The organism is Mycobacterium tilburgii (genome assembly GCF_902168065.1).
Classification (GTDB): Bacteria; Actinomycetota; Actinomycetes; order Mycobacteriales; family Mycobacteriaceae; genus Mycobacterium; species Mycobacterium tilburgii.
On the sequence record NZ_LR655733.1, the window covers coordinates 1 to 23,750 of the forward strand.

The 23,750-nt window shown below is 67.0% G+C and carries 21 protein-coding genes and 6 pseudogenes; 12 read left to right on the forward strand and 15 right to left on the reverse strand.

Translation table 11 applies throughout. From position 1 onward, the window contains the following. Positions 1–182: 182 nt before the first annotated feature. Positions 183–578, reverse strand: a complete 396-nt coding sequence (locus FQ389_RS14705) for a DUF3040 domain-containing protein (RefSeq protein WP_144208940.1) — start codon at positions 576–578, stop codon at positions 183–185. Between the two features lie 339 nt (positions 579–917). Between FQ389_RS14705 and FQ389_RS14710 the strand changes: the two genes are divergently transcribed. Continuing rightward, the gene (locus FQ389_RS14710; protein WP_144208942.1) at positions 918–1,538 is read left to right on the forward strand and encodes a GNAT family N-acetyltransferase; all 621 of its coding nucleotides are present in this window, start codon (positions 918–920) and stop codon (positions 1,536–1,538) included. A gap of 30 nt (positions 1,539–1,568) precedes the next feature. Next, complete coding sequence (locus FQ389_RS14715; protein WP_144208945.1) at positions 1,569–2,303, forward strand: LppM family (lipo)protein; 735 nt, start codon at positions 1,569–1,571, stop codon at positions 2,301–2,303. Positions 2,304–2,335: 32 nt separating this feature from the next. On the opposite strand, the gene FQ389_RS14720 is transcribed toward FQ389_RS14715, so the two are convergent. Further along, the gene (locus FQ389_RS14720) at positions 2,336–3,232 is read right to left on the reverse strand and encodes a mycobacterial-type methylenetetrahydrofolate reductase (RefSeq protein ID WP_144208948.1); all 897 of its coding nucleotides are present in this window, start codon (positions 3,230–3,232) and stop codon (positions 2,336–2,338) included. Between the two features lie 205 nt (positions 3,233–3,437). Here FQ389_RS14720 and idsA2 point away from each other — a divergent pair, with 205 nt between their 5' ends. Next, positions 3,438–4,487 carry a bifunctional (2E,6E)-farnesyl/geranyl diphosphate synthase gene (gene idsA2, locus FQ389_RS14725; RefSeq protein WP_144208982.1) on the forward strand — a complete coding sequence of 350 codons (1,050 nt, stop codon included), beginning with the start codon at positions 3,438–3,440 and terminating at the stop codon, positions 4,485–4,487. A 3-nt stretch (positions 4,488–4,490) separates the two neighbouring features. Then, the gene (locus FQ389_RS14730; protein ID WP_144208951.1) at positions 4,491–6,029 is read left to right on the forward strand and encodes an alpha-(1->6)-mannopyranosyltransferase A; all 1,539 of its coding nucleotides are present in this window, start codon (positions 4,491–4,493) and stop codon (positions 6,027–6,029) included. 7 nt (positions 6,030–6,036) lie between these two features. Here the strand turns inward: FQ389_RS14730 and FQ389_RS14735 are convergent. Then, a pseudogene (locus FQ389_RS14735) lies at positions 6,037–6,433 on the reverse strand (Rv2175c family DNA-binding protein). A gap of 55 nt (positions 6,434–6,488) precedes the next feature. Here FQ389_RS14735 and FQ389_RS14740 point away from each other — a divergent pair. After that, entirely contained in the window at positions 6,489–7,784 is a 1,296-nt protein-coding gene (locus FQ389_RS14740) for a protein kinase domain-containing protein (protein WP_144208954.1), read from the forward strand. 15 nt (positions 7,785–7,799) lie between these two features. Here FQ389_RS14740 and FQ389_RS21670 read toward each other — a convergent pair whose 3' ends face one another. From FQ389_RS21670 to FQ389_RS20525, 5 genes and pseudogenes are all read right to left on the reverse strand, one after another. After that, the gene (locus FQ389_RS21670; RefSeq protein WP_327021939.1) at positions 7,800–7,937 is read right to left on the reverse strand and encodes a hypothetical protein; all 138 of its coding nucleotides are present in this window, start codon (positions 7,935–7,937) and stop codon (positions 7,800–7,802) included. Between the two features lie 98 nt (positions 7,938–8,035). Continuing rightward, positions 8,036–8,107, reverse strand: a pseudogene (locus FQ389_RS21675) (hypothetical protein); the annotation flags it as partial. Then, positions 8,077–8,433 (reverse strand): methyltransferase, encoded by a 357-nt coding sequence (locus FQ389_RS20515; protein WP_260860804.1) that lies wholly within the window; start codon positions 8,431–8,433, stop codon positions 8,077–8,079. The pseudogene FQ389_RS21675 and the gene FQ389_RS20515, both read right to left, overlap by 31 nt. 247 nt (positions 8,434–8,680) lie before the next feature. Next, positions 8,681–8,875 (reverse strand): hypothetical protein, encoded by a 195-nt coding sequence (locus FQ389_RS20520; RefSeq protein ID WP_260860805.1) that lies wholly within the window; start codon positions 8,873–8,875, stop codon positions 8,681–8,683. A 340-nt stretch (positions 8,876–9,215) separates the two neighbouring features. Then, the gene (locus tag FQ389_RS20525) at positions 9,216–9,446 is read right to left on the reverse strand and encodes a hypothetical protein (protein ID WP_260860806.1); all 231 of its coding nucleotides are present in this window, start codon (positions 9,444–9,446) and stop codon (positions 9,216–9,218) included. 240 nt (positions 9,447–9,686) lie between these two features. On the opposite strand from FQ389_RS20525, the gene FQ389_RS20530 reads away from it, so the two are divergent. The 3 genes from FQ389_RS20530 to FQ389_RS20540 are packed head-to-tail and all read left to right on the forward strand — an operon-like array spanning position 9,687 to position 10,434. After that, complete coding sequence (locus FQ389_RS20530) at positions 9,687–9,932, forward strand: hypothetical protein (RefSeq protein WP_260860807.1); 246 nt, start codon at positions 9,687–9,689, stop codon at positions 9,930–9,932. 46 nt (positions 9,933–9,978) lie between these two features. After that, on the forward strand, positions 9,979–10,119 hold the full coding sequence (locus tag FQ389_RS20535; RefSeq protein ID WP_260860808.1) for a hypothetical protein: 141 nt from the start codon (positions 9,979–9,981) through the stop codon (positions 10,117–10,119). A 36-nt stretch (positions 10,120–10,155) separates the two neighbouring features. Then, positions 10,156–10,434: a hypothetical protein gene (locus FQ389_RS20540; protein ID WP_260860809.1), complete on the forward strand. Its 279-nt coding sequence runs from the start codon at positions 10,156–10,158 to the stop codon at positions 10,432–10,434. Here FQ389_RS20540 and FQ389_RS14755 read toward each other — a convergent pair. The 4 genes and pseudogenes from FQ389_RS14755 to FQ389_RS14770 all read right to left on the reverse strand — a co-directional run bounded on the left by FQ389_RS14755 (position 10,431) and on the right by FQ389_RS14770 (position 13,192). Beyond that, a complete protein-coding gene (locus FQ389_RS14755) occupies positions 10,431–11,819 on the reverse strand; it encodes a class II 3-deoxy-7-phosphoheptulonate synthase (protein WP_144208957.1) in 1,389 nt (462 codons plus the stop codon). The two genes, FQ389_RS20540 and FQ389_RS14755, sit on opposite strands and share 4 nt — an antisense overlap. Positions 11,820–11,902: 83 nt before the next feature. Next, a pseudogene (locus FQ389_RS14760) lies at positions 11,903–12,433 on the reverse strand (polyadenylate-specific 3'-exoribonuclease AS). Between the two features lie 17 nt (positions 12,434–12,450). Beyond that, positions 12,451–12,807: pseudogene (locus tag FQ389_RS14765) on the reverse strand (hypothetical protein); the annotation flags it as partial. Between the two features lie 11 nt (positions 12,808–12,818). Beyond that, a pseudogene (locus FQ389_RS14770) lies at positions 12,819–13,192 on the reverse strand (ArsR/SmtB family transcription factor). A 160-nt stretch (positions 13,193–13,352) separates the two neighbouring features. Between FQ389_RS14770 and FQ389_RS14775 the strand changes: the two are divergent. The 4 genes from FQ389_RS14775 to FQ389_RS14790 are packed head-to-tail and all read left to right on the forward strand — an operon-like array spanning position 13,353 to position 18,769. Beyond that, on the forward strand, positions 13,353–14,330 hold the full coding sequence (locus FQ389_RS14775; RefSeq protein WP_144208986.1) for an ABC transporter permease: 978 nt from the start codon (positions 13,353–13,355) through the stop codon (positions 14,328–14,330). Then, positions 14,327–15,241, forward strand: a complete 915-nt coding sequence (locus tag FQ389_RS14780) for an ABC transporter permease (protein WP_144208965.1) — start codon at positions 14,327–14,329, stop codon at positions 15,239–15,241. Before FQ389_RS14775 ends, FQ389_RS14780 begins: the two co-directional genes overlap by 4 nt. Next, on the forward strand, positions 15,238–17,085 hold the full coding sequence (locus tag FQ389_RS14785) for a dipeptide ABC transporter ATP-binding protein (RefSeq protein ID WP_144208968.1): 1,848 nt from the start codon (positions 15,238–15,240) through the stop codon (positions 17,083–17,085). Before FQ389_RS14780 ends, FQ389_RS14785 begins: the two co-directional genes overlap by 4 nt. Beyond that, positions 17,069–18,769 carry an ABC transporter family substrate-binding protein gene (locus FQ389_RS14790; protein ID WP_144208972.1) on the forward strand — a complete coding sequence of 567 codons (1,701 nt, stop codon included), beginning with the start codon at positions 17,069–17,071 and terminating at the stop codon, positions 18,767–18,769. The genes FQ389_RS14785 and FQ389_RS14790 overlap by 17 nt, the downstream gene beginning before the upstream one ends. A 7-nt stretch (positions 18,770–18,776) precedes the next feature. Here the strand turns inward: FQ389_RS14790 and FQ389_RS14795 are convergent. The 3 genes and pseudogenes from FQ389_RS14795 to FQ389_RS14805 all read right to left on the reverse strand — a co-directional run bounded on the left by FQ389_RS14795 (position 18,777) and on the right by FQ389_RS14805 (position 23,517). Next, positions 18,777–19,693, reverse strand: a pseudogene (locus tag FQ389_RS14795) (alpha/beta fold hydrolase). Positions 19,694–19,750: 57 nt separating this feature from the next. After that, positions 19,751–22,372 (reverse strand): AAA family ATPase, encoded by a 2,622-nt coding sequence (locus FQ389_RS14800; RefSeq protein WP_144208975.1) that lies wholly within the window; start codon positions 22,370–22,372, stop codon positions 19,751–19,753. Further along, positions 22,369–23,517 (reverse strand): metallophosphoesterase family protein, encoded by a 1,149-nt coding sequence (locus tag FQ389_RS14805; protein ID WP_144208978.1) that lies wholly within the window; start codon positions 23,515–23,517, stop codon positions 22,369–22,371. Before FQ389_RS14805 ends, FQ389_RS14800 begins: the two co-directional genes overlap by 4 nt. Positions 23,518–23,750: the final 233 nt, after the last annotated feature.

Here is a 23,750-nt window from a genome sequence, read left to right on the forward strand (position 1 = left end):
GGAAGGTGGGGCGTGCGGTGGGGGACGCGACTCGATTGAGCCTCAGTTGGGCGTCGAAACGGACTCAAAGCTTCGCAACGCCCTACGGCGTGCGGTAACCGGCATGGCCGCAAGGTGTTTCGGCTCGTGGCGGGCGCAGAACAAAGGGACAGCCAGCACGGCTGCCTCTTGTCGGGTGGTTGCTAGTCGTCGAAGCGGCGCCGGAAGCGGTTTTCCATGCGGCTAGTGAAGGAGCCGCCCTTGGTGCGGCGTTGCCGCGGGCCCTGCCCCGGCCCGGGCGCAGCCGGACGGCCGGCCAGCCGCGGCCCGGTGATGGAGAACACCACACCGCCGAACATCACCACGAAGCCGACGACGCTGAGAATCGGGAAGGTTCCTATCATCGTGGCCTTGAACGCCACCCCGGAAACCATCATCGCCAGACCGATGACAAACAACGCCGCACCCTTCAGCTGGCGCCGCGCCGTGGGTGCCCGAAAGCCGCCGCCCCGTACGCTTGACGCGAACTTGGGATCCTCGGCGTAGAGTGCGCTCTCGATCTGGTCGAGCATCCGTTGCTCATGCTCGGAGAGTGGCATTCGTCCCTCCTTACCGACAGTCTGACACGTAACTATCGATAGCACGCGGATGCCCGTTGTCTGGGCAACTAAGTCAAATGATACGAGGTCAATCTGACGCGTACCACTAGTTCAGCCGCGATTCTACCTCCGTTGGTCCGCACAATCATCGGACGGCAAGGGTGTGAGTTACACCAGTCTTGCCGGACCCTCACCCGCGCGGACCGGATCGTGGGTTCGACTGCCCCACCGGCCCTCCGGCCTGTGGCCCTGCGGCCCGATAATGGCGTTACGGGCCATCCGCCCGGCGCCACCGCCGGATAGCGACGCCCGATCATCGGGACGAGAGGACACCGCGAATTGGCGATATTCCTCATCGATTTGCCGCGCGACGACATGGCGCGCCGGCTGACCGACGCCCTCAGGGTGTACGCCGACGCGATGCGGTATCCGGCGGGCACCGAGAAGCAGCGTGCCGCGATGTGGCTGGAACACATCCACCAGCCGGGCTGGCGGGCGGCCGCCGCCGTGGAAGCCGACCCGGCCACCGATGAGTGGCCGCCACCCGCGGCGGAACTGGCCGATGCGCCGCTGCTCGGTGTGGCCTACGGCTACCCTGGCGCTCCCGGGCAGTGGTGGCAGCAGCAGGTCGTCCTGGGGTTGCAGCGGGGTGGTCTGCCGCCCCAGGAGATCGAACGGCTTATGAACAGCTATTTCGAGCTGACCGAGCTGCACATTCATCCCCGCTCCCAGGGCCATGGCATCGGCGAGGCCCTGGCACGCCGACTGCTAGCTGGCCGCTGCGAACAGAACGTGCTGCTGTCCACGCCGGAAACCCATGGCGAGGCCAACCGCGCGTGGCGGTTGTACCGGCGGCTCGGCTTCACCGACATTATCCGCCGCTACTACTTCGCCGGTGACCCACGGGCATTCGCCATTCTGGGCCGCCCGCTGCCGCTGCAGCTCCCCGGCGACGGGTAACCAGCACACCGGATCTGGCACGATGACCTGATGCGCGACAGCTCTCCCCCACGTCGAGCCCGAAGGTTCACCGCCCGGCGGCGCTGCGTGCTCGCTTTCGCTATGCTGGTGCTGCTGGTCCCCCTGACGACCGGGTGCCTGCGTGCAAGGGCGTCGCTGACCGTCTCCCCCGATGACCTGGTCTCCGGGGAGATCATCGCGGCGGCCAAGCCGAGAACGCCCAAGGACACCGGCCCCCAGCTGGACACCAACAACCTGGCGTTCAACCAGAAGGTGGCGGTGTCGACCTACGACAGCGACGGCTACGTGGGATCGCAGGCGGTGTTCGCCGATCTGACGTTCGCCGAACTACCGCAGCTGGCCAACATGAACTCCGACGCCGCGGGCATGAGCCTGTCGCTGCGCCGCAACGGCAACGTGGTGATTTTGGAGGGACGCGCGGATCTGACCTCGCTGACCGATCCGGACGCCGACGTCGAGGTGACCGTCGCCTTCCCCGGGCCCGTGACCTCGACCAACGGCGACCGCGTCGACCCCGACGCGGTGTCGTGGAAGCTCAAGCCGGGCGTGGTGACGACGATCACGGCCCAGGCCCGCTACACCGACCCGAACACCCGCTCGTTCACCGGCGCGGGCGTCTGGCTGGGTATCGCGTCGTTCGCGGGGGCCGGCGTGGTGGCGCTGCTGGCCTGGATAAGCCGGGACCGCTCCGAGCGGTTCACCACCTCGGGCGGTCCACCCGCGGGTGCGCCACCAGCGAGCTAGCCCGGCGCCAGCCTGACCGGGCCGGCCGCGGGTTAGACGCGCTGGGCCGGCGCCCAGTACTCGATCATCTCGGCGAACGTCTGAATCGCCGGGGCGGACAGGCCGTAGGTTGCCTCCAGATGGATGCTCAGCGGAAAGCCGAGTTCGGCGGCGCCGTCGACCACCCGCTTGTACAGGTCGAGCATCAGCTGGCGCTTGCGCGGCGGTTCGCTGGCGGCCAGTTTCCGGACGAACTCCTGCTCGGCGGCCACGCCGGGGTTACCAGGGTCCTGAATGAGCCAGTTGATCAGGCCCGTCTTGGCCTCGATCTGCGGCACGAACCCGAACGACAGCAGGATCTCCGGCCGGTGATCAGTGTTCTTAGCGAACTCGGTCAGGAAGCCGACGATCGCGTCGGAGTACAGCAGCTGGGTCATGCCGTAGTTGGCGCCCTGGTCGCACTTAAAATTGAACCGACCGTGCTCCCCCTCCCGGGTGGGAATGAGGATCACGCCTCGATTGCCGACCAGGTCGCGGTAGATAGACAGCGCGGCGGTCGGCGCGACGCCGGAGCCCTCGCCGTCGTTCATCGTGCGCGGGACGCCGACGAATACCACGCCTTCCATCCCGGCGTCGGTCAGCGCGGTGAGCCGTCGCCGCAGCGTCTGCTCATCCATGAACGCGGTCACCTGCGTGCACAGTCCGGTCATGCCGGGCAGCTCGGGCTTGATAACCGCCCAGAAATCCAGCACGTCGAACTTGGGTTTCATCGGGACGGGACGGTCGTCATCCTCGGCGATGATGCCGGGGATCATCACGTGACGGATGCGCCCATCCAGACCCGATTCGGCCGAGTACTGCAAGACCTTGCGCGCCTCGTCGAGCGCCCGCTCCCGCCCCCCGTCCACGTTCGGCGGCACCAGCTCGAGAGCAACGGTGTTGAGAGTCACGCGGCTCCTCTTCCTCGGACGAATCGCACCCCGCCAGCATAGGGGCGCGCCGCGATGCCAACCCGCGGGGGAATTGTGCGCCAGGCGAAGTACCCGGATTGTGGCGCCGAATACACTGATCGGGCCTGGATTACAGCGAGGCATGCCGAGGCAGAAAGGGGGTAGCGCGCTGAGCGTGAAATCCCCAGCAGCGGCGACCACCGAGTTGACCGGGGCCATTGCCGAGCAACTACGCCGGTATCTGCACAACCGGCGTACCCAGACCGCCTACATCGGCGACGACTACGCGGCGTTGATCGCCGCTCTCGAAGACTTTGTGCTCAGCGGCGGTAAGCGGCTGCGTCCGGCCTTCGCGTACTGGGGCTGGCGCGCGGTCGCGGACACTGAACCCGATCCCGAAGTGCTGTTGCTGTTTTCCGCGCTGGAACTGCTGCAGGCCTGCGCGCTGGTGCACGACGACGTCATCGACGACTCCTCCACCCGCCGCAGCCGGCCGACGGTGCATGTCCGCTTCGCGACGCTGCATCGCGATCGGAATTGGCAGGGCTCCGCCGACCGATTCGGCATCTCGGCCGCGATCCTGCTCGGCGACCTCGCGCTGGCCTGGGCCGACGACATCGTGTTCGGTGCCAACCTGACGCCCGCGGCGCAACGCCGCGTGCTGCGGGTCTGGGCCGACATTCGCACCGAGGTGCTCGGCGGGCAGTACCTGGACATCGTCGCCGAGGCCAGCGCGGCGGAGTCGATCACGTCGGCGATGAACGTCGACCGATTCAAGACGGCCTGCTACACGGTGGCGCGGCCGCTGCAACTCGGCGCGGCGGTCGCCGCCGACCGGCCCGATGTGCAAGCCATCTTCCAGCAGGCCGGCACCGACCTCGGGGTGGCGTTCCAGCTCCGCGACGATGTGCTGGGCGTGTTCGGGGATCCGGCCGTGACGGGCAAACCGTCCGGTGACGATCTGCGCTCCGGTAAGCGCACGGTGCTGCTGGCCGAGGCGGTCGAACTGGCCGACAAGTCAGATCCGTTGGTGGCCAACCTGTTACGGAGTTCGATCGGTGCACCGCTGAGCGACGGCCAGGTGGACGAGCTGCGCAATGTCATCGAGTCGGTCGGAGCCCTGGCCGCCGCGGAGCACCGCATCACCACCCTGACCGAGGGTGCACTGCAGGCACTCGCCGCTGCTCCCATCAGCGCGCCGGCCAAGGCCGGGCTGTCCGAGCTGGCCAAAGCGGCCACCGACCGATCCGCCTGAACGATGCCCCCCGACTCGTCTCCAGCCCGTTCGGCGATAGCCAAAAACGCTGTAGGAGAATACCTTTCACAAATGAAAGTGTTTCTCACCACACCCCAGGCCCGGCCGGCCGAGCTGGGCTTTGCCGGGTCGGTCCTGATCACGATCGGCGGCCTGGGCGCCGGAAGCACCAAACCACACGATCCGGTGCTCGAGGCGATCCACATGTCCTGGCTGCGTTTCGGCCACGGGCTGGTGCTGTCGTCTATTCTGTTGTGGACGGGCGTGGCGGTGCTGCTGTTCGCCTGGCTGGTGTTGGGCCGCCGGCTCATCGCCGGCGAGACGACCGAATTCATGATGCGCGCCACCACCGGATTCTGGTTGGCGCCGCTACTGCTGTCGGTTCCGGTGTTCAGCCGCGACACCTACTCGTACCTGGCCCAGGGCGCCCTGCTCCGCGATGGCTTCGACCCGTACGCGGTGGGCCCGGTGGCTAATCCGAATGTGTTGCTGGACAACGTAAGTCCGATATGGACCATCACCACCGCGCCATACGGCCCGGTGTTCATCCTGATTGCCAAACTCGTCACGATGCTGGCCGGCAACCACGTGATCCTCGGTACCATGCTGCTGCGGCTGTGCATGCTGCCCGGCCTGGCGCTGCTGATCTGGGCCGCTCCCCGGCTAACCCGCCACCTCGGCACCAGTGGCGCCGCCGCGCTGTGGATCTGCGTGCTCAATCCGCTGGTGCTGATCCACCTGATGGGTGGGGTGCACAACGAGATGCTGATGGTGGGCCTGATGACCACCGGGATCGCGCTCACCTTCCAAGGCCGCCACGTCCTGGGCGTCACCCTGGTCACGGTCGCGGTCGCGGTCAAAGCCACGGCCGGTCTCGCGTTGCCGTTCTTGGTGTGGTTGTGGATGCGGCACCTGTGCCTGCAGCGGGGCTGGCGGCCGGCCCAGGGGTTCGCGACCGCCACCGCACTGGGCGTGCTGATCTTCGCCGCAGTGTTCGCCGTCTTGTCGGTGGCCGCCGGCGTCGGCTTGGGGTGGCTCACCGCGCTGGCCGGGTCGGTGAAGATCATCAACTGGCTGACCGTGCCAACCGCCGCCGCCAACGTGATTCACTTCGCGTTCAACGGGCTCTTCCAGGTCGACTTCTATGAGACGCTGCGGATCACCCGCTACATCGGCATCGCGATCATTGCGGTGTCCCTGCCGGTGTTGTGGTGGCGGTTCCGGCGCGACGACCGGGATGCACTGACCGGGATGGCGTGGTCGATACTGATCGTGGTGCTGTTCGTGCCGGCCGCCCTGCCCTGGTATTACTCGTGGCCGTTGGCGGTGGCCTCCCCACTGGCCCAGTCGCGGCGAGCGATCGCGCTGATCGCCGGACTGTCGACGTGGACCATGGTAATCTTCAAACCCGATGGGTCGCACGGCATGTATTCGTGGCTGCACTTCTCCGCCGCCACCGCGGCCGCGCTGGTCAGCTGGTACGCGCTGTACCGCGCGCCGGAGGCGCGGGCCACGCCGGCCGACCAACCACTGGCCGCCTAGTACGCCGTCAGTAAGCCATCGCCTGAGCCCGACGCGCCACTTCCCGCACCTGATGGGCGTGCAATGCATCGAAGGGGCGGGCGTTGCTGATCTCATCCCTACTGCCGTCGCGGATGATCGTCGACGGATCCGGGGTGAACAGCCAGCGCACGATCTCGGTCTCGTGATAACCGCCGTCGTGCAGGATCGTCAGCAACCCCGGCAGGCTCTTGACCACCTCGCCGCCGTTGGTGAAGAACACCTGCGGGATCACCCACGCCGCCATCGCGGCGCACCGCGAGCAGATGACCTTCGCGCAGCTGTTGCTGCACCTTGCTCACCGGTACGCCGAGCAATTCGGCGACCCGGGGCAGGTCGTAGGTTGGCTCGTCGGGGTTTAGCACGTCATCGCCAGCTGGAATTATTGCCCACGGCGCAAGTGTAGGCCCTGGTTCCCGGGTGGGTAGGCGAGTTGCGCGGATGTGCCCCTTGCCTCGTGGAGCCGTCCGCGCCCCCACCTACGATGGCCCCGTGACCAGAGCCAGGACGGACGACCCGTTGGACAGCGCGTTGCTGGATGGCCGCTATCTGGTTCAGAGCAAGATCGCCAGCGGGGGAACCTCGACGGTGTACCGCGGCCTGGATACCCGCCTGGACCGGCCGGTCGCGCTGAAGGTGATGGACGCGCGGTACGCCAGCAACAGCCAGTTCCTGGCCCGCTTCCAGCTGGAGGCGCGCACCGTCGCTCGGCTCAAGGATCCCGGGTTGGTCGCCGTCTACGACCACGGGCTGGACGCGCGGCACCCATTTCTGGTGATGGAACTGATCGAGGGCGGCACGCTGCGAGAGCTGCTGGCCGAGCGCGGCCCGATGCCGCCGCATGCCGTCGCGGCGGTGCTGCGCCCGGTGCTGGGCGGGCTGGCCGCCGCGCACCGCGCGGGGCTGGTGCATCGCGACGTCAAGCCCGAGAACGTGCTGATCTCCGACGAAGGCGAGGTCAAGATCGCCGACTTTGGCTTGGTGCGCGCGGTCGCCACGGCCGGAATCACTTCCACTAGCGTGATTTTGGGAACTGCTGCCTACCTGTCACCCGAGCAGGTGCGGGACGGCAACGCCGGTCCACGCAGCGACGTCTACTCGACCGGCATCCTGACCCACGAGCTGCTGACCGGTAGCACACCGTTCAGCGGCGATTCCCCGCTGTCGATCGCCCACCAGCGACTGGACCACGACGTGGGCCGCCCGGGCGACGTGATCGACGGCGTGCCAGCCCAATTAGACGACTTCGTGGCGTGCGCGACCGCTCGCAACCCCGCCGAGCGGTACGCGGACGCGATCGAGATGGCCGCCGATCTGGAGGCGATCGTCGACGAACTGGGGCTGCCGGACTGCCGGGTGCCGGCGCCGCGGAATTCCGCCCAGCACCGGTCGGCGGCGCTGCACCACAACCGCACGCACCAGCAGCGGGCCGCGCCGGCGCAGCCCGGCCGCGGCAAGCCGGTCCGTCAGCCCACCCGCCAGTTGACCCGGGGTCCCGAGGATTGGGCCGGGCTGCGACCCCCGGGGCGCCCGCCGGCGGACCACGAAGCTGACCCGGAATACGAATACGATTCCGGCACGGGCGAATTCGCCGGCATCTCGCTCAGTGAATTCGCCCTGGCTCGTCAGCACGCCCGCCGGATGGTGCTGGTATGGGTGGCGTTCGTGCTGGCACTGTCCGGTTTGGTCGCGACGGTCGGCTGGACGCTCGGCAGCAATCTGACCGGGCTGCTGTGACGGATTAGGCGCCGATCAGACCGCGGTCGCCGCCACGATGCTCAGCGGCGACACGGATTCGACGACGCGGTCGAACCGGAACCCGGCTTGGTCGAACAGCCGGGCGTACTCGTTCGCGTGCGCCGACGGCGACCAGTATCTCGATTTCCACAATTTTGCCGGGGAAGTCGCGGTCGTGGTCCGGAATGACGAGCTCGCACAACATACAGTCGGGCCCCGGACCGAGCGGCGGCGCGAACGTTCCTCAGGATGCGGATCGCGTCGTCGTCGGGCCAGTCGTGGATGATGTTCTTCAGTACATACGCGTCACCACCCGCGGGCACGAAATCGGAGAACGAGTTTTCCTCGATCCGGGTGCGGTCGTCGACACCGTACTTGCGCAACAGCTTCGGGGCACCGCCACCACCTCGGGGAGATCGAACAGCACGCCGCACGCATTCGGAGCCGAGGCCAGGATCGCCGACAACAGCCGGCCGCGTCCGCCGCCCACGTCGATGATCGTCCCGAACGCGCCGAAGTCGTAGGCGGCGGTCAGCGGCGTGGTCGCCAACTCGGACAGACTGGTCATCGCGGAGTTGAAGATCTCGGCGAGCTCCGGTTGGTCGGCCAGGTACCGGAAGGCCGGTTTGCCGCGCAGCCGCGGGATCACCGGGGTCGCGGTCCGTATTGCGTCGGTCAGGTGGCTCCAGTGCTCGTGATGTTGCGGCGAGCCGACCCACCGGGGACATCCCGTCCATCGACACGGGCGCTTCGAGCGCAGCGTGTCGCCGAGCGGGGTCAGTGCGTAACGACCGTCGCGGTTGCCGGCGGAAAAGCCCGACGCCGACCAACCGCGCGCAGCAACCGGGTCAGGGTGTCGGCATCGGCGCCGACCCGCTGCGCCACCTGCGTGCCGGTCAACGGTCCGGCGGCCAGGGCGTCCGCACGCCAAGGTCGTCCACGGCCGCGATCGCCTGCGCCACCCACGCATTCAGGATCAGTTCGAGCATCACCACCTCGGGCGGTGCCGAGCGCTGGCGCAGCCGCGACAGGTAATGGCGAACCTGGTCAACAACGCGCGCGAACTTGGCCGGCGGAACCTTAAACGTCACGTGAGTGCCCTTCCGTGGCTTCGCATGCCGGGTCGTCGGCCCGAAGCACCCTTTCTACCCGACCACACCTGGTGCGTGAACCGGGTGACCTCCCATTCTCACCCCGGGGTGAGACTAAGCCTTAATATAACCTCAAGAATATCTTATTTTTCTTAATTTTCGGTATACCGTACTGCTACATGGGTTCGACATCGAACGACGCGGACTTACCGAATCGGCTCGGCGAGCGTGCCGTGGTACTGGGCGCCGGGATGGCGGGTTTGCTTGCCGCGCGGGTGCTTTCGGACTTTTACGATTCGGTCAGCGTGGTGGAGCGGGACTGGTTGCCCGACTACCCCACCTACAGCAAGGGTGTTCCCAGGGCCGCCACTTGCACAACCTGCTCGGCCGTGGCGTGCAGATCTTGGCGGAGTGGTTCCCCGGGCTGCTCGGCGAACTGGCCATGGCCGGAGCGGTGGTGCTCGACGACGGCGACCCTGTCGCGGGTGTACGGACGGGTCGGGCGCCACGAGTTCAAGCGTTCCGGCACGCTGGCCGATCCGTCGCCGCTGACGCTGTGTCTGGCCAGCATGCCGTTCCTGGGGTACGCCGTCGGGTCAAGACCCTGCGCACGTGTCCTTCCTGGACGGGCACGACGTGCTCGACCCGGTCGCCACCGCCGACCGTGTCACCGGCATACGAATCCGTAAGCGCGACAGCGGGTTCGACAGGACGTTGACCGCCTAACTGGTAGTCGACGCGATGGGCTGCGCCACGCACACTCCGGCGTTTCTGGCCGGTCTCGGATACGGCCGCCCCCGAAAACCGTGCGGTGACCAGGTTGGGTTACTCGACCCAACGGCTCTCCATCACCGCGGGCCGCATCGCCGAGCGGGTGGTGATGTTCAGTCTCGGCGGCGGCCGGCCCCGCGACCTGCTGTTGGCCGACGAACACGACACCTGGACGCTGACCGTCGGCCAGTCGACAGCGCACGGCGAACCGCCCGCCGATTTCGCGACAATGTTCGCCGCGGCCGAGCACGCCGCTGACGCCGGCGATCTGCCACGGGCTACATGACGCACAACCCATCAGCGAGGCGGTCACCTACCACCACACCGGTGCGGTGTGGTGGTACTACGACCGGATGCCCCGATTCCCGTCGGGTCTGCTGGTGATCGGGGATGCCGTGTGCTGCCTCGACCCGACCTACGGTCAGGGTATCACGATCGCCGCGCTGCAGGCGCCACCCTGCGAGGGTGCTTAGGGTCCGGCGAAACCCAACTGGCACAACGCTTTTTCGGTGCGGCAGCCTGATACATCGGTGCGACGTGGGCCGGCAATCAAGCCCCGCGACCGCGTCGATGCCGGCCAGCCGGGTCAGCCGCGAGGGCGCCTGGGCGACTGGACCGTGCGGGCGGCGCTCAACGCCGCCGCCCACGACGCCGTGCTGACCGAACGGTTCCTGCGGGTGCTCAACCTCGTCGACCCGTCCGGCCGGCTGCGGGATCCGGCGCTGCTGCCGCGCATCGTGCTCGGGAACGTGCGGGCGGTGTTTCGCCCGGCGACACCGAAACGCTAGTCGCGCAGCATCTCCGCAACCAGAAACGCCAACTCCAGCGATTGCTGGGTGTTGAGCCGCGGGTCGCACGCGGTTTCGTAGCGTCCACCCAAGTCGTGGTCCGAAATGTCTTGCGCGCCACCTAAACACTCGGTGACGTTCTCGCCAGTGATCTCGACGTGAATGCCACCCGGGTGGGTACCCAGCGCGCGGTGCACCTCGAAGAAGCCCTGCACCTCGTCGACGATGCGGTCGAAGTGACGGGTCTTGTATCCGGTGGACGACTCGTGGGTGTTGCCGTGCATCGGGTCGCACTGCCAGATCACCTGATGACCGGTGGCCTGCACCTTCTCTATGATCGGCGGCAGCAGGTCGCGGACCTTGTTGTTGCCCATCCGGCTGACCAGCGTCAGGCGGCCCGGCTTGTTCTGCGAGTCGAGGCGCTCGACGTATTCCATCGCCAGCTCGGGCGTCATCGTCGGACCGAGCTTGACGCCAATCGGGTTGGCGATCACCTCGGCGAACGCGATGTGCGCGCCGTCGAGCCGCCTGGTCCGCTCGCCGATCCACACGGTGTGCGCCGACAGGTCGTACAGTTGCGGGTCGCCGTCCGCGCCGTCCGAGAGCCGCAGCATGGCGCGCTCGTAGTCGAGCACCAGCGCCTCGTGGCTGGCGTAGATCTCCGCAGTTTGCAGGTTACGGTCGGCCACCCCGCAGGCGCTCATGAACCGCAGGCCCCGGTCGATCTCGGTGGCCAGCGCCTCGTAGCGCGCACCCGCTGGCGACGTCCGGACGAACTCGCGGTTCCAGTCGTGCACCAGGTGCAGCGACGCCAGGCCGGACGAGGTCAGCGCCCGCATCAGGTTCATCGCCGCGCTGGCGTTGGCGTAGGCGCGCACCAGCCGCGACGCGTCGTGCTCGCGGGCGCCGGCGTCCGGCGCGAAACCGTTGATCATGTCGCCGCGGTAGGATTTCAGCCCCAACGCGTCGATGTCGGCCGACCGCGGCTTGGCGTACTGGCCCGCGATGCGGGCCACCTTGACCACCGGAAGGCTGGCGCCGTAGGTCAGCACAACGGCCATCTGCAACAGCGTGCGCACGTTGCCACGGATGTGCGGCTCGGTGTTGTCGACGAACGTCTCGGCGCAGTCACCGCCCTGCAGCAGGAATGCCTCTCCACTGGCGACCTGCGCAAGTTGCTCTTGCAGCCGGACGATTTCGGAAGGCACCGTCACAGGCGGCACGCTTTCCAGCACGGTGCGCATCGCCGTGGCCTGATCGTCGGGCCAGGCCGGCTGCTGCGCAGCCGGCCTGGCCAGCGCGGCGTCGAGCCGCGTCCGCAGGTCGGCGGGCAGCGGCGGCAATGCCGGCAGCTGGTCGATCGGTATGTCGACGGTCCAGTTCATCGGTCCATGATATCTACGGCCAGCCAGGGCCTACGCCAGTTCGCCCGTTCCCAGGCCGGTACCCCCAGCGCTGCTGGGGTTGCTCATCGGGTCGCTTCCTGGCCCGCATCGTCGCCGGACACTATCAGCCGGAAGCGACGCAACTGATCCCGGGCGTCCACTAACGCGTCGTGGACGTCACGATGCCGGGGTGGCAGCCGCGGCGATCCGCGGTCTTCCCACAGCTGGCGCAGCTCCCGGGTGAACCGCGGTATCGCCTTCGGCAGGCCCGGCATCGGCCCCCACAACTGGCATAAGGCCACGTGGTCGTAGGCCCCGACCCACGCCTACAGCTCGTTCGGTTCGGTCCGAAGACGCCGAAAAACTCCTTCAGATCCTCGCAGATCCTCGCGAATCTGCCTGCGCGAACGCCACAGCTGCCAGGCCAGCGGCGGCAGCTTGGGCAGCACGTTGGCCCGTACCCAGCTGCCCGCGCGCCCGAGATCGAACTCAGTGGAGACCGAGTACTCGCGGCTGTCCTCGGCGACCACCCCAATGGAGATCAGCTCGATAGTGCGGCCGTCCTCGATGAACTCGGTGTCGTAAACTCGGTGTCGTAGAAGTACCGCACTCAGCAAAGCCTAGGGCCAGGCTATCCGCCGATCAGGATCGGCGCGGTTTCCTCCGGTGGCGGCACGGGATGGACGTCGTGGTCGAGCTGGGCATCGACCATCGGGTCGTCGGGCAGCCCCGGGGTGCAGGCGATCGCGCACTGCAGCCACAGCTTGGCCTGCACGACGGGGCGATGCCACCGGCGTTCTCGCTGCAGGGCGCGCCGCATCTTGTCGGGGCGGGTGGTGTATCGCCAGCGGGCCCACGGCGCGTGCGGGCGGGACAGTCGCAACGCACCGACGATCACCAGGACCACGATAAACATACCAAACATGCCGCCGGTCCACACCTTGCCCTTGAGCACCACCACCACGGCCAGCGGCAGTGTCAGCACCATCATGCAGAGCATCACGGCGTACTAGGCCGTCGACGCTGTATTATACCGGAACGGAAGAAAAACATCAACGGGTACAGACCTATTATCAGCAGTCCGGCCACCGCCACACTGCGTCCCCGACGTGCGGCCGTCCTGGCAATATCGGGCGAGGCGATCGAATACGTCACGACGTTGCCGTCGCGGTCCGCGACGACAACCCCCGCGCGACGCAACACCGCCAGCTGTTGGAATAAATTTGACGCCTCGAAGTCCAACGTCGGACACCAACAGCTCCCCGACCGATGCGGTCCCGCTCCACCAGCAGCTCGAGAACCCTGATGCGGGCCGGGTGGCCGAGCGTCTTGAAAAAGTCGGCTTTGAGCTTGTAAAGGGGCTTCGACTCCACGTTTGCTCCTGAAGAATTTACTACTCATAAAATTGATCAGTTGAAGAATTCATCATATGACCTGGCTATGGGGGGTGCGGACAGAGGTCGCCGGGTTCCGAGCCAGCCGGCGGTTATCTCGCTAACCTGTCCCAATGCGATGCACGCAGGCCTGCCGGGCATGATCCGGTACCTCACCCGGCGCTTCCTCAACTACGTCGTCCTGCTGGTGCTGACGTCCTTCCTGACCTTTTTGCTAGCCTCCCAGACATTTCATCCGCTCGACAGCTTCGTGCAGCGCCACCCGGTACCGCCGCCGGAGGCCGTTCACGCTAAGGCCGTTCAGCTCGGTCTGGACCAGCCGGTGCCCATCCGCTACGCGAAATGGATTGCCGGTGTGGTTCACGGAGACTTCGGGATGACGGTCACCGGTCATCCGGTCTCCCAGGAGTTGTGGCGACGGGTCGGGGTGAGCCTGCGGTTGGTGGTAACCGGTTCGGTGCTGGGCACCCTGATCGGCGTTGTCGTGGGTGCGTGGGGCGCGGTGCGGCAGTACCGGCTCAGCGACCGGGCGATCACCGTGTTGTCGTTGATCGTCTTGAGCATCCCGTCTTTCTTGTTGGCGAGCCTGCTCATTCTCGGTGCGCTGCGGGTGAACATGCTCGCCGGCGTCGGGATCTTCCAGTACACCGGCGAGACCTCGCCGCTGCCGGCCACCGGAACCTTCGACGAGCTGATCGGTCGATTGCAGCACATCGTGTTGCCGACGTTGACGCTGGCGCTGGGCGCGATCGCGAGTTTCAGCCGCTACCAGCGTAATGCGATGCTCGACGTGCTCGGCGAGGACTTCATCCGGACCGCGCGCGCGAAGGGCTTGACCCGTCGGCGTGCGTTGTTCAAACACGGGTTGCGCACCGCGCTCATCCCGATGGCCACCTTGTTCGCCTACGGCGTGAGCGGGCTGGTCGTCGGGGCCGTGTTCGTCGAGAAGATCTTCGGCTGGCACGGCATGGGTGAATGGGTGGTGTCGGGTATCGCGAGCCAGGACGCGAACGTCGTCGCGGCGATCACGCTGTTTTCCGGTGCGGCAGTGCTTTTGGCGGGCCTGTTGTCCGACGTCATCTACGCGGCGCTGGATCCACAGGTACGGGTGTCATGACCGGCATCGACCCGGTCGCTGGCTTCGCCTCGCGACGCAGCCTGTTGGTTCGCCGTTTTCTGCGTAACAAGCCCGCCGCGACGGCGCTGATGCTGCTGCTGTTGTCGTTCATCGCCTGCTACGCGGTGCCGCCGCTGCTTCCCTACAGCTACACCGAACTGGATCTGCACGCGTTGCTGCAGCCGCCGTCGCCGCGACACTGGTTCGGTACCAACGCATTGGGTCAGGATCTGCTGGCGCGGACACTGTGCGGCATGCAGAAGTCGTTGCTTATCGGGTTCTGTGTGGTTCTGATCTCGACCACCATCGCCGCGACCGTCGGCTCGATTGCCGGCTATTTCGGCGGCTGGCGGGACCGCACGCTGATATGGGTCGTGGACCTGCTGCTGGTGGTGCCCAGTTTCCTGCTGATCGCCATCGTCACTCCACGCACCAAGCAGGCGAACAGCATCCTGTGGCTCATCGTGTTGCTCGCCGCATTCGGCTGGATGGTCAGCTCACGGATGGTGCGCGGCCTGGCCATGAGCCTGCGAGAAAGCGAATTCGTCCGCGCGGCACGGTATATGGGCGTATCGAGCCGACGGGTGATCGTCCACCACATCGTGCCGAACGTGGCGTCGATCCTGATCGTCGACGCGACCCTGAACGTGGGGTTTGCGATCCTGGCCGAAACCGGGTTGAGCTTTTTGGGCTTCGGTGTTCAGCCACCGGATGTGTCGTTGGGCACGCTGATCGCCGAGGGCACGCCGTCGGTGACCACATTCCCGTGGGTCTTCCTGTTCCCGGGCGTGGCGCTGGTCTCGATTGTGTTGTGCGCGAACCTCGCCGGCGACGGGCTGCGCGATGCCGTCGATCCGTCCGCGCGGCCCGCGCACCGCAAAAGGGCCAAGCCGGTGGGAATGCCGCGGTGACGGCACTGCTCGAGGTGACCGACCTCAGCGTCACATTCGACACCGGAGACGTGCGGGTGTCCGCGGTGCGCGGTGCGTCGTACCACATCGATCCGGGCGAAGTCCTTGCCATCGTCGGCGAATCCGGCTCCGGCAAAAGCACCGCCGCGATGGCTGTGGTCGGGCTGCTGCCAGAGTACGGACAGGTCTCCGGTTCGGTGCGGCTACAGGACCGGGAGCTGCTCGGGCTGCCCGACCAGGCGATGTCGCAGATCCGCGGAAAGACGATCGGCACCGTGTTTCAGGACCCGATGTCGGCGCTGACACCCGTGTACACCGTCGGAGACCAAATCGCCGAAGCCATCACGGTCCACCACCGCGACGTCGGCCGGGCCGCCGCCCGCAAGCGGGCAGTGGAACTGCTCGACCTCGTCGGCATCGCGCAGCCCGACCGCCGGGCGAAGGCGTTCCCGCACGAGTTGTCCGGCGGCGAGCGCCAGCGCGTGGTGATCGCCATCGCGATCGCCAACGACCCGGAGCTGCTGATCTGTGACGAACCGACCACCGCGCTGGACGTCACGGTCCAGGCGCAGATTCTCGACGTGCTGCGGACGGCGCGCGACGTCACCGGCGCGGGTGTACTGATCATCACCCACGATCTGGGGGTGGTCTCGGAGTTCGCCGACCGGGCGATGGTGATGTACGCCGGGCGTGCGGTCGAGATCGCATCGGTCGACGATCTGTATCGGGATCGCCGGATGCCCTACACCGTCGGGCTGCTTGGTTCGGTGCCGCGGCTCGACGCCGCCCAGGGCACCCGGTTGATCCCGATTCCCGGCGCGCCTACCGTCTCGGAGTCGGTGCCCGACGCATGTCCGTTCGTTCCGCGGTGTCCGCTGGTGATCGACGAGTGCCGTTCGGCCGAACCACCTTTGATCCCCGTCACGGAAGGCCATCGGGCGGCCTGCATTCGCACCGATGAGGTCGCGGGTCGTACCGAGGCCGAAATCTTCGGCGTGTCAACCCATCCGACCGCCACCGCCAGCGCGGCGGACGAACGCGACGTGGTGCTGCGGGTCACCGACCTCGCCAAGACCTACCCCCTGACCAAGGGCGTCGTCTTCCGCCGGCGGGTGGGTGAGGTGCGGGCCGTCGACGGCATTAGCTTCACCTTGGAACGGGGGCGCACGCTCGCGATCGTCGGGGAATCCGGGTCGGGCAAATCGACCACGCTGCAACAGGTACTGGAGCTGGCGCCGCCGCAGTCGGGCACCATCGAGGTGCTCGGCGCCGACGTGGCGGGGCTAAGCCCGCAGCGCCGACGCGCGCTGCGACGCGACATCCAGGTGGTATTCCAGGATCCGGTGGCGTCGCTGGATCCCCGGTTGCCCGTATCGGAGGTCATCGCCGAGCCTTTGCAGGCGAACGAATTTCGCAAGGACGACGCCGACGCGCGGGTAGCGGAACTGTTGGACATCGTAGGCCTGCGCCACGCCGACGCGACTCGTTATCCGGCCGAGCTCTCGGGTGGGCAAAAGCAGCGCATCGGCATCGCGCGGGCGCTGGCGCTGAAACCCAAGATACTGGCACTCGACGAACCGGTGTCGGCGCTGGACGTGTCGATCCAGGCCGGCATCATCAACCTGCTACTCGACCTGCAGGACCGGTTCGACCTATCGTATCTGTTTGTCTCACACGATCTTTCGGTAGTCAGGCATCTGGCGCACCGAGTGGTGGTGCTCTACCGGGGCGCCATCGTCGAGCAGGGTGACAGCGACGAGGTGTTCGGCAACCCACAACACGAGTACACCCGACGACTGCTGGCTGCCGTTCCGCGAGCGCATCCCGATGTCACGGCCGGTTAGCATCGGCGAGGTGACGGTGAGACCGCGGGCCCGCAGACTCGCAGCGCTGGCAGTGGCGCTGGTGTTGGTGGCCGCCGGATGTTCGTCCGGCTACCAGGAGCTACCCAAAACGCGCGCGGCACAGCTCGGCGCCCGCAGCGATATCAACCCGCAGGACCCGGCCACGTTGCGGGATGGTGGTGACCTGCGCCTGCCATTGACGGGCTTCCCGGACAACTTCAATGAGCTAAACATCGATGGCAACACCTCTGACACCGCCGCGGTGCTTAGGGCCACGCTGCCGGGGGCATTCTTCACCCAGCCCGACGGGACGCTGAAGCTCAACACCGACTACTTCACCGGGGCCGAGCTGACCGGCACCAACCCCCAAACCGTCACGTACACAATCAATCCGAAGGCAACCTGGAGCGACGGCACGCCGATCACCTGGGAGGACCTCAAATCCGAAGTTGAAGCGTGCAACGGCCACGACAAGAGGTTTCTGATCGCCAGCCGGTCCGGGTTCGAACGCGTGAAATCAGTGACCCGAGGCGTCAACGACCGGCAGGCGATGGTCACCTTCGCCACGCCATACTCCGAATGGCGGGGAATGTTCGCCGGTGGGATCCAGCCGCGCAGCATGACGGCCGATCCCGAGGTGTTCAACAAGGGCCAGCTCGAACATCCCGGCCCATCGGCCGGCCCGTTCATCGTGTCCACCATCGACTGGACCGCCCAACGCATCGTGTTGACCCGCAACCCGCGGTGGTGGGGCCGCACGCCGCGGCTGAATTCGATCACGTTCCTGGTGCTCGACATGTCCGCCATCATCCCCGCGTTGCAGAACAAGGCAATCGACGCCGCGGGCATCAGCACGCTCGACGATATGGTGACCGCCCAACGGACACCGGGCATCGTGATCCGGCGTGCGCCGGCCCCCACCTGGTTCCACTTCACCTTCAACGGTGCCGCTGGTTCGATCCTGGCCGACGAACGGCTGCGGCTGGCGATCTGTCAGGGCATCGATCGCCAGGCCATCGTCGATGTCGTACAGCACGGCCTGACCACGCATCCCACACCACTGAACAACCACATCTTTGCGGAGGGGCAGGTTGGATACCAAAACAACAGCGCGCCAAGCGATTACAATCCAGACAAGGCCCGCAGCGCATTGGAGGCGATGGGCTGGAAGCTCAACAACGGGGTGCGAGAGAAGGAAGGCAAACAGCTCGTCATCCGCGACGTGCTGTTCGACGCCCCGGCCAACCGTCAGATTGCGATGGTCGCGCAGAGCAACCTGGCGCAGATCGGCGTGAAGCTGGTCCTCGACGTCAAATCCGGCAACGGTTTCTTCAGCCAATACATCGGCCTCGGCGATTTCGATATCGCTCAGTTCGGCTGGCAGGGCAATGCTTTCCCGCTGTCGGCGCTCCCGCAGATCTACACCTCGGACGGCGAAAGCAATTTCGGCCGGATCGGCAACGCTGCGATCGACGCGAAGATCACCGAGACGCTGTCGGAGCTGGACCAGGACAAGGCCCGGGCGCTCGCCAATAAGGTGGACTCGATGATCTGGCAGGAGGGGTTCAACCTGCCGCTGTACCAGTCGACTGGCAACCACGCGGTGCGCAGCGATCTGGCCAACTTCGGTGCGCCGGGACTGGCCGATATCGACTACACCGCAATCGGTTTCATGAAAACATGAACCGCTGCTAGCGCAGTGGCAGGGCCGGCAACGCGCCCTCGACGACGGCCGCCACCTGCACCGCCTTCCACAGCACACGCAGCGCCGGACGCCACGGCAGTGCGTCCAGCGTGCGCGCCTGACCGGCAAGCGCGTCAACCTCGCCGCGACACACCGCCACGACGACGGCGAGCGCCGCCGGTTCACGAAAGTCCAGACACTGTGCGCCGTGGGTCGGCACTGCCAGCAGCACCGCGCCCGGCACCAGCGATGTCACCCGCTCGGCTACCGCGCGCGGCGTCACCAGGTCACGGCCGCCGGAGATCACCACCGTGGGCCAACTGAATTTAGGCATCTCACTGACCAGGTCGTACGGCTCTGCATCGAATCACGCGATTTTGGGTGGCAGCGCAGCGGTTTCCGGCGTGTTGCCGTCGAACAGCAGACCCTGAACGGCCTCGCACACCAGCACGATGTTGTGGCACGACAACAGCGGTGAATCGAGGTTAATCGCGTGCACCCGCCCGGGATGACGCGCATCCAGGCCGGCCGCGATATAGGTGCCGTAGGACGTGTCGGAGATGACGGCGTAGTCCACCCTGGCCGTCGAGCACCGCGGCGACATCGTCCACCACCTGGTCGACGGTGATCGCCTCGGGCGGCAAGTCCGCACTGGAGTCGTCGTGCCGCGACATTCCGATGCCGCGGTGCTCGATCATGATCACGTCGAGCCCGACGTTCGCCGCGCGGCGGCGTAGCCCTGGTAGACTTGCAGCAAGGCGACGCCCGGACCGCCGGGGATGACGACCAGCGGGTGGGTGGACTTGCGGCCGGCACGCACGTAATACAGATCGAACTCGTCGGCGCTGCCCGGCGTACCGGGCGCACGCCGGGCAGTTCCGCCAGCTTGCGCTCCACCCGACGCCGTTTCGCGTTCATCGTCATCGCTGCTTATTCTGCCCAGCCCGTCGGTGACCAGCAGCACGGCGACAGATGCCCAGCCTACACGGTGAGGTCGATGCGGTGCGCACCTTTCACGCCGTCGTAACGGTTCGGACTGCAGGTCAACACGATCACCTGGCCGTGCGCGCCTACGGTATCGAACACTTCGCCCATCTTGGCGAGCCGGTCGGGGTCGGTGAAGCCCAGCGCGTCGTCGACCACGACCGGGACGGAGTCTTCCTTGGCGACCAGTGCGGCGCCGGCGAGGCGCGCCAGAATGCCGAGTTGTTCCTTGGCTCCGCCCGACAGCGAGTCAAAGGGCACCGTGATACCGTCGAGGGTCCGGCTGCGGATACACAGGGCGCTGTCGATGTCTACTTCGAAGGTGGGTCCGAACACCGGGCGACCGAGCCGCTGCAATTCCGTGCGATAGGGCTCGAGATAGCCAAGCCGCGTGGTGTCACGATGGCGGGACATCACGGTCCGCAACAGCTGCGCCGCGCGCGCCCGGTTGCCGATCCGCGCGTGCTGGCTGGCCGCGTGCTCGAGCTCGATCTCCGCGGCGTCGAGTTTGCCCTGCCGCCCTTCACTGCCGAAAATCGAGAGCTCGATGGTGAGTGCGCGCAGCTGCGCGGTCGCTTCATCGTGGCGGCGACGCAGCGATGTGGCGGCCTCGGTGGCCGCGGCCAACTCGGCGGCTACCGCGTCGGGCGCCACCGCGGCCAGTTGCCGATCCAGCTCGTCGGCTTGCTGCCGCGCGGTTTCGGCGGCGCGTTGCCCGGCCAGCGCCGACGAGGCCAAATCCTCGTCGCTGACCGAGGCGCGCTCGTGGGTGAGCTGTTCGCCGGCCCTGGTCAGTTCGGCTTGCTGGGTGGTCAACTCGTTGCGAAAAAGTGTTGCGGTTGTGGAGGTTTCGGTGAGACGGGTGTCCGCTGCCGCCGCCTCGCGGCGGCGGGCCTCGCATTCGGTGGTTGCGGTCAGCAGCGCGGCCTGGGCGGCGTCGAGCTCGGCGCGGGCCGCGACGATGTCGGTGGTGAACAGGTCGGGTTCGCCCGGCTGGTCGGCGCGCAGCGGCACCAGGCGTTCCCGCAGCGCGTCGATGTCGTCGTCAACACACAAGCCGGTCAGTGTCGCCGTCATTTGGTCGCGGCTGCTCAGCAACTCGCGACGATGCTGATCGGCCGATCGGGCGGCGGCCAGATCGGTGACCCCGCCGGCTTGTAACGCTGCGGCCAGCTCTTGTTGGGCGGCAGCGTATTTCGCCTGACTGTCTAGCGCGGTCGCGCCGGGGGTGATCCGCGCCGCCAGGACACCGAGCACCTCGATCTCGGTGGGGCCGGTGGCCGTTGTCGACCAGCTTTCCCTGGCCGACAACGACACGCGCTGTTGCCCGACGGTGAGCTCGATCTCGGCCGCGGCGGTGATGTCGACTGCCGTCGAGATCAGCTCCAGCTGGTCGCCAGCCCGATCGACCGCGGCGGCGGCGCTTTCGATGCGCCGAAGCAGCTCATCGGTGAGGACGATCGCGTCCAGCTCTGCCGTGATGCGTGCGCAGTCGCGCTGGATCGCGTCGATCTTGGCCAGCCGCGCGGTCAGCCGGTCGATCTGTTCACGGTCGCCGCGCCGATCGACGGTGCGCCGTGCGGCTTCGGCGCGGGCCTGCAGGTCAGCCACCACCTGGGTGGCCTGCTGCAGCGCGGCACCGGCCGCGTCGGCCTCGGCCCGCGCCGCGGCCTGCGCCTCGGCGGCTTGGTGTGCTGCGGTCTCGGCGGCGGCGACGGCTGCCGCCCGGGCGTCGATGTCGGCGACCAGGCGCAAGCGGCCGTTGTGTGCGGCAATGGCGGCGTTGCTGGTGGCCATCGCCGCGGACGCCATCAAGTTGGCTTCGCGCGCTTGGCGGGTGAGGTCGGCGATCTTGTCGGCCGCAGCCTGCGCGCAGGCAAGCCGCGGACCCGCCGCGACTTGTAGTTGCGAGAGTTCGGCGACTTGCTCGCTCAGCACGGCGTGGCGGCGCACCCGGTCGTCGACCTCCGCGACCGCCGCCCTGCACTCCTCGACGGCGGTTTTCGCGTCGTTCAGCCGGGCGATGGCCGCGGCCCACTCGCCGGTGAGCCGGCCGGTGCCGGTGAAATAGCGCGCGTATTCCGCGTCGATCCGCTCGATCAGCAAGGGCTCATTGCCCGACAGCGCCGCCTGGTCGCCGGCCGCAACGTCGAGCGCCCGCGACAGTGCGTCGCAACTGGACAGATCGACCGGGGAGGTCGAGGTGGCCTGCAGGACGCGCTGCGCGTGCCACAGATCGTTGTCCACGGTCTCGGCGAGCATCGTGCGTACGCGGTCATGCGCCTCGTCACCGGTCAGTTGCTCGCGACGCGGCTCCAGGACGGTCAATTCCGTCTCGCACTTCTTGTGGAAGCGTTTGTGATACACGAATCGGTATGTACCGCAGCTGATTTCAGCTGTCACCTCGGAGCCAACATCGCTGTTGGTGGGTTTGACCTGCTTGACTTCCTTCTTGGTGGAGCGGTCCCTGGATTCCAGCAGCAGGTCCAGCGCCTCGATCATGGATGACTTGCCGACCTCGTTGGCTCCGCTCACCACGACCACACCGTGGTCGGGGAATTCGATTTCGCGGTGCCGGATTCCGCGGTAGTTGGTCAGGACCAGCCGGTGCAGCTTCATGCCGCACCCCGATCGGTGAGCCGCAGCAGTAGCGCCAGCGCGGCCTGGGCGTCGCCGGCGGCCTCGGGATCGTCGCCGCGCGCAGTGTCGACTAGCTCTTCGACCGCCGCGGCGGCGAACCCGCCGATGCCGAGATCGGTGAACTCCCCGTCGGCGGGTATCACCGCCAGGTCGGTGTGGCGTTCCCACGCGCACAGGTGCGCGAACAGCCGGCCGTATCGGTCCAGGCAGGCATCCAGCGCGGCCCGGTCGGTCACCGTCAACGAACCCGTCAGTGCGAGTCGCACCACGGTGCGATCCTTCTCGGTCATCAGGTCGAGATTCATGTCGAGGTCGGCAATGTCGCGGCTGTTGTCGACCTGGCGGTGCAGGGTGACGAACCGCCAGTGTCCCACCCGATGGGGCGTCACCGACACCGTGTTGGCGTCATCGATGTCGACGACGAGGACGTGGCCCGGGTTGGATTCGACGTCATCGAAATTCGTGACTTCCGGCGACCCGGAGTACCAGACGCGGCCGGTGTCGCCGACTTGGGTGAGCGAATGCTTGTCCCCCAGTGCCGCGTAGTGGACGACGCCGCGGGCCAGTGCCTGTTCCAGGCCGGCCAGCCGGATCAGCGACGGCTTGTCGCGGTCGGGATCGAGCACGTCGACGCCGCCGTGCGCGACGAGAATGCGGGTGATCGTACGTTGGCTCGCCTCGATGCCGTCGAGGACGTCGGCGACCAGGTCGGTGGTCGGCGCCTTGGACCGCCAGGGCGCAGCGATGATCTCGACACCTGGCCGTACCTCATGGATGCCGGGCCGATCGAGCACCAGGACGTTGTCCGGGCATTCCGCCTTGAACAGGGCACTGGTGAACACCGACGACGCATCGAGCGGATCGTGGTTGCCGGGCAGCAGGTAGACGGGAATCCCAATGGCGCGCATGGCTTCCAGCGATTGACCGATCACCTGCGGAGCAAGTTGATTGTGTTCGAAGACGTCACCGGCGACCACGACGAACTCGGCGCCCACCTCGGCCGCCAACGCGCCCAAGCCGGCCACCGCGTCTCGGCGGGCGGCCGAGTATCGCGGCTGGGCGTCCCCGGCGAGGAAGTGTCGGGTCATGCCCAGCTGCCAGTCGGCCGTGTGGAAGAATCGCATCCCGGCGCTCCCTTCGGAAATGGTGTGGCTATCAAGGCACCGCGAAGTCTAAGTGGGTTCACCGACAAGTCCGGGGACGCGGACCGGCATGGCTCGAAGGAGTGTCGGTGGAGGTGTCTTTTTGACGGGGTGTAGGCCCAACAATCGCCGTGGTTGCACACTGGTGAGATTTCCTGTGTCACTTGTGTTTCTGTAGTCACATCGGTGGGGTGGGTGTGGTTAGCGTCGGGGGA

What these genes read in the sequence shown, in the direction of transcription:
- FQ389_RS14705 (WP_144208940.1), bottom strand. Translation starts at nt 578, where the DNA reads ATGCCACTCTCCGAGCATGAGCAACGGATGCTCGACCAGATCGAGAGC.
- FQ389_RS14715 (WP_144208945.1), top strand. Translation starts at nt 1,569, where the DNA reads ATGCGCGACAGCTCTCCCCCACGTCGAGCCCGAAGGTTCACCGCCCGG.
- FQ389_RS14730 (WP_144208951.1), top strand. Translation starts at nt 4,491, where the DNA reads ATGCCCCCCGACTCGTCTCCAGCCCGTTCGGCGATAGCCAAAAACGCT.
- FQ389_RS14740 (WP_144208954.1), top strand. Translation starts at nt 6,489, where the DNA reads ATGTGCCCCTTGCCTCGTGGAGCCGTCCGCGCCCCCACCTACGATGGC.
- FQ389_RS20525 (WP_260860806.1), bottom strand. Translation starts at nt 9,446, where the DNA reads ATGCTGGCCAGACACAGCGTCAGCGGCGACGGATCGGCCAGCGTGCCG.
- FQ389_RS14755 (WP_144208957.1), bottom strand. Translation starts at nt 11,819, where the DNA reads ATGAACTGGACCGTCGACATACCGATCGACCAGCTGCCGGCATTGCCG.
- FQ389_RS14775 (WP_144208986.1), top strand. Translation starts at nt 13,353, where the DNA reads ATGATCCGGTACCTCACCCGGCGCTTCCTCAACTACGTCGTCCTGCTG.
- FQ389_RS14780 (WP_144208965.1), top strand. Translation starts at nt 14,327, where the DNA reads ATGACCGGCATCGACCCGGTCGCTGGCTTCGCCTCGCGACGCAGCCTG.
- FQ389_RS14790 (WP_144208972.1), top strand. Translation starts at nt 17,069, where the DNA reads ATGTCACGGCCGGTTAGCATCGGCGAGGTGACGGTGAGACCGCGGGCC.
- FQ389_RS14800 (WP_144208975.1), bottom strand. Translation starts at nt 22,372, where the DNA reads ATGAAGCTGCACCGGCTGGTCCTGACCAACTACCGCGGAATCCGGCAC.
- FQ389_RS14805 (WP_144208978.1), bottom strand. Translation starts at nt 23,517, where the DNA reads ATGCGATTCTTCCACACGGCCGACTGGCAGCTGGGCATGACCCGACAC.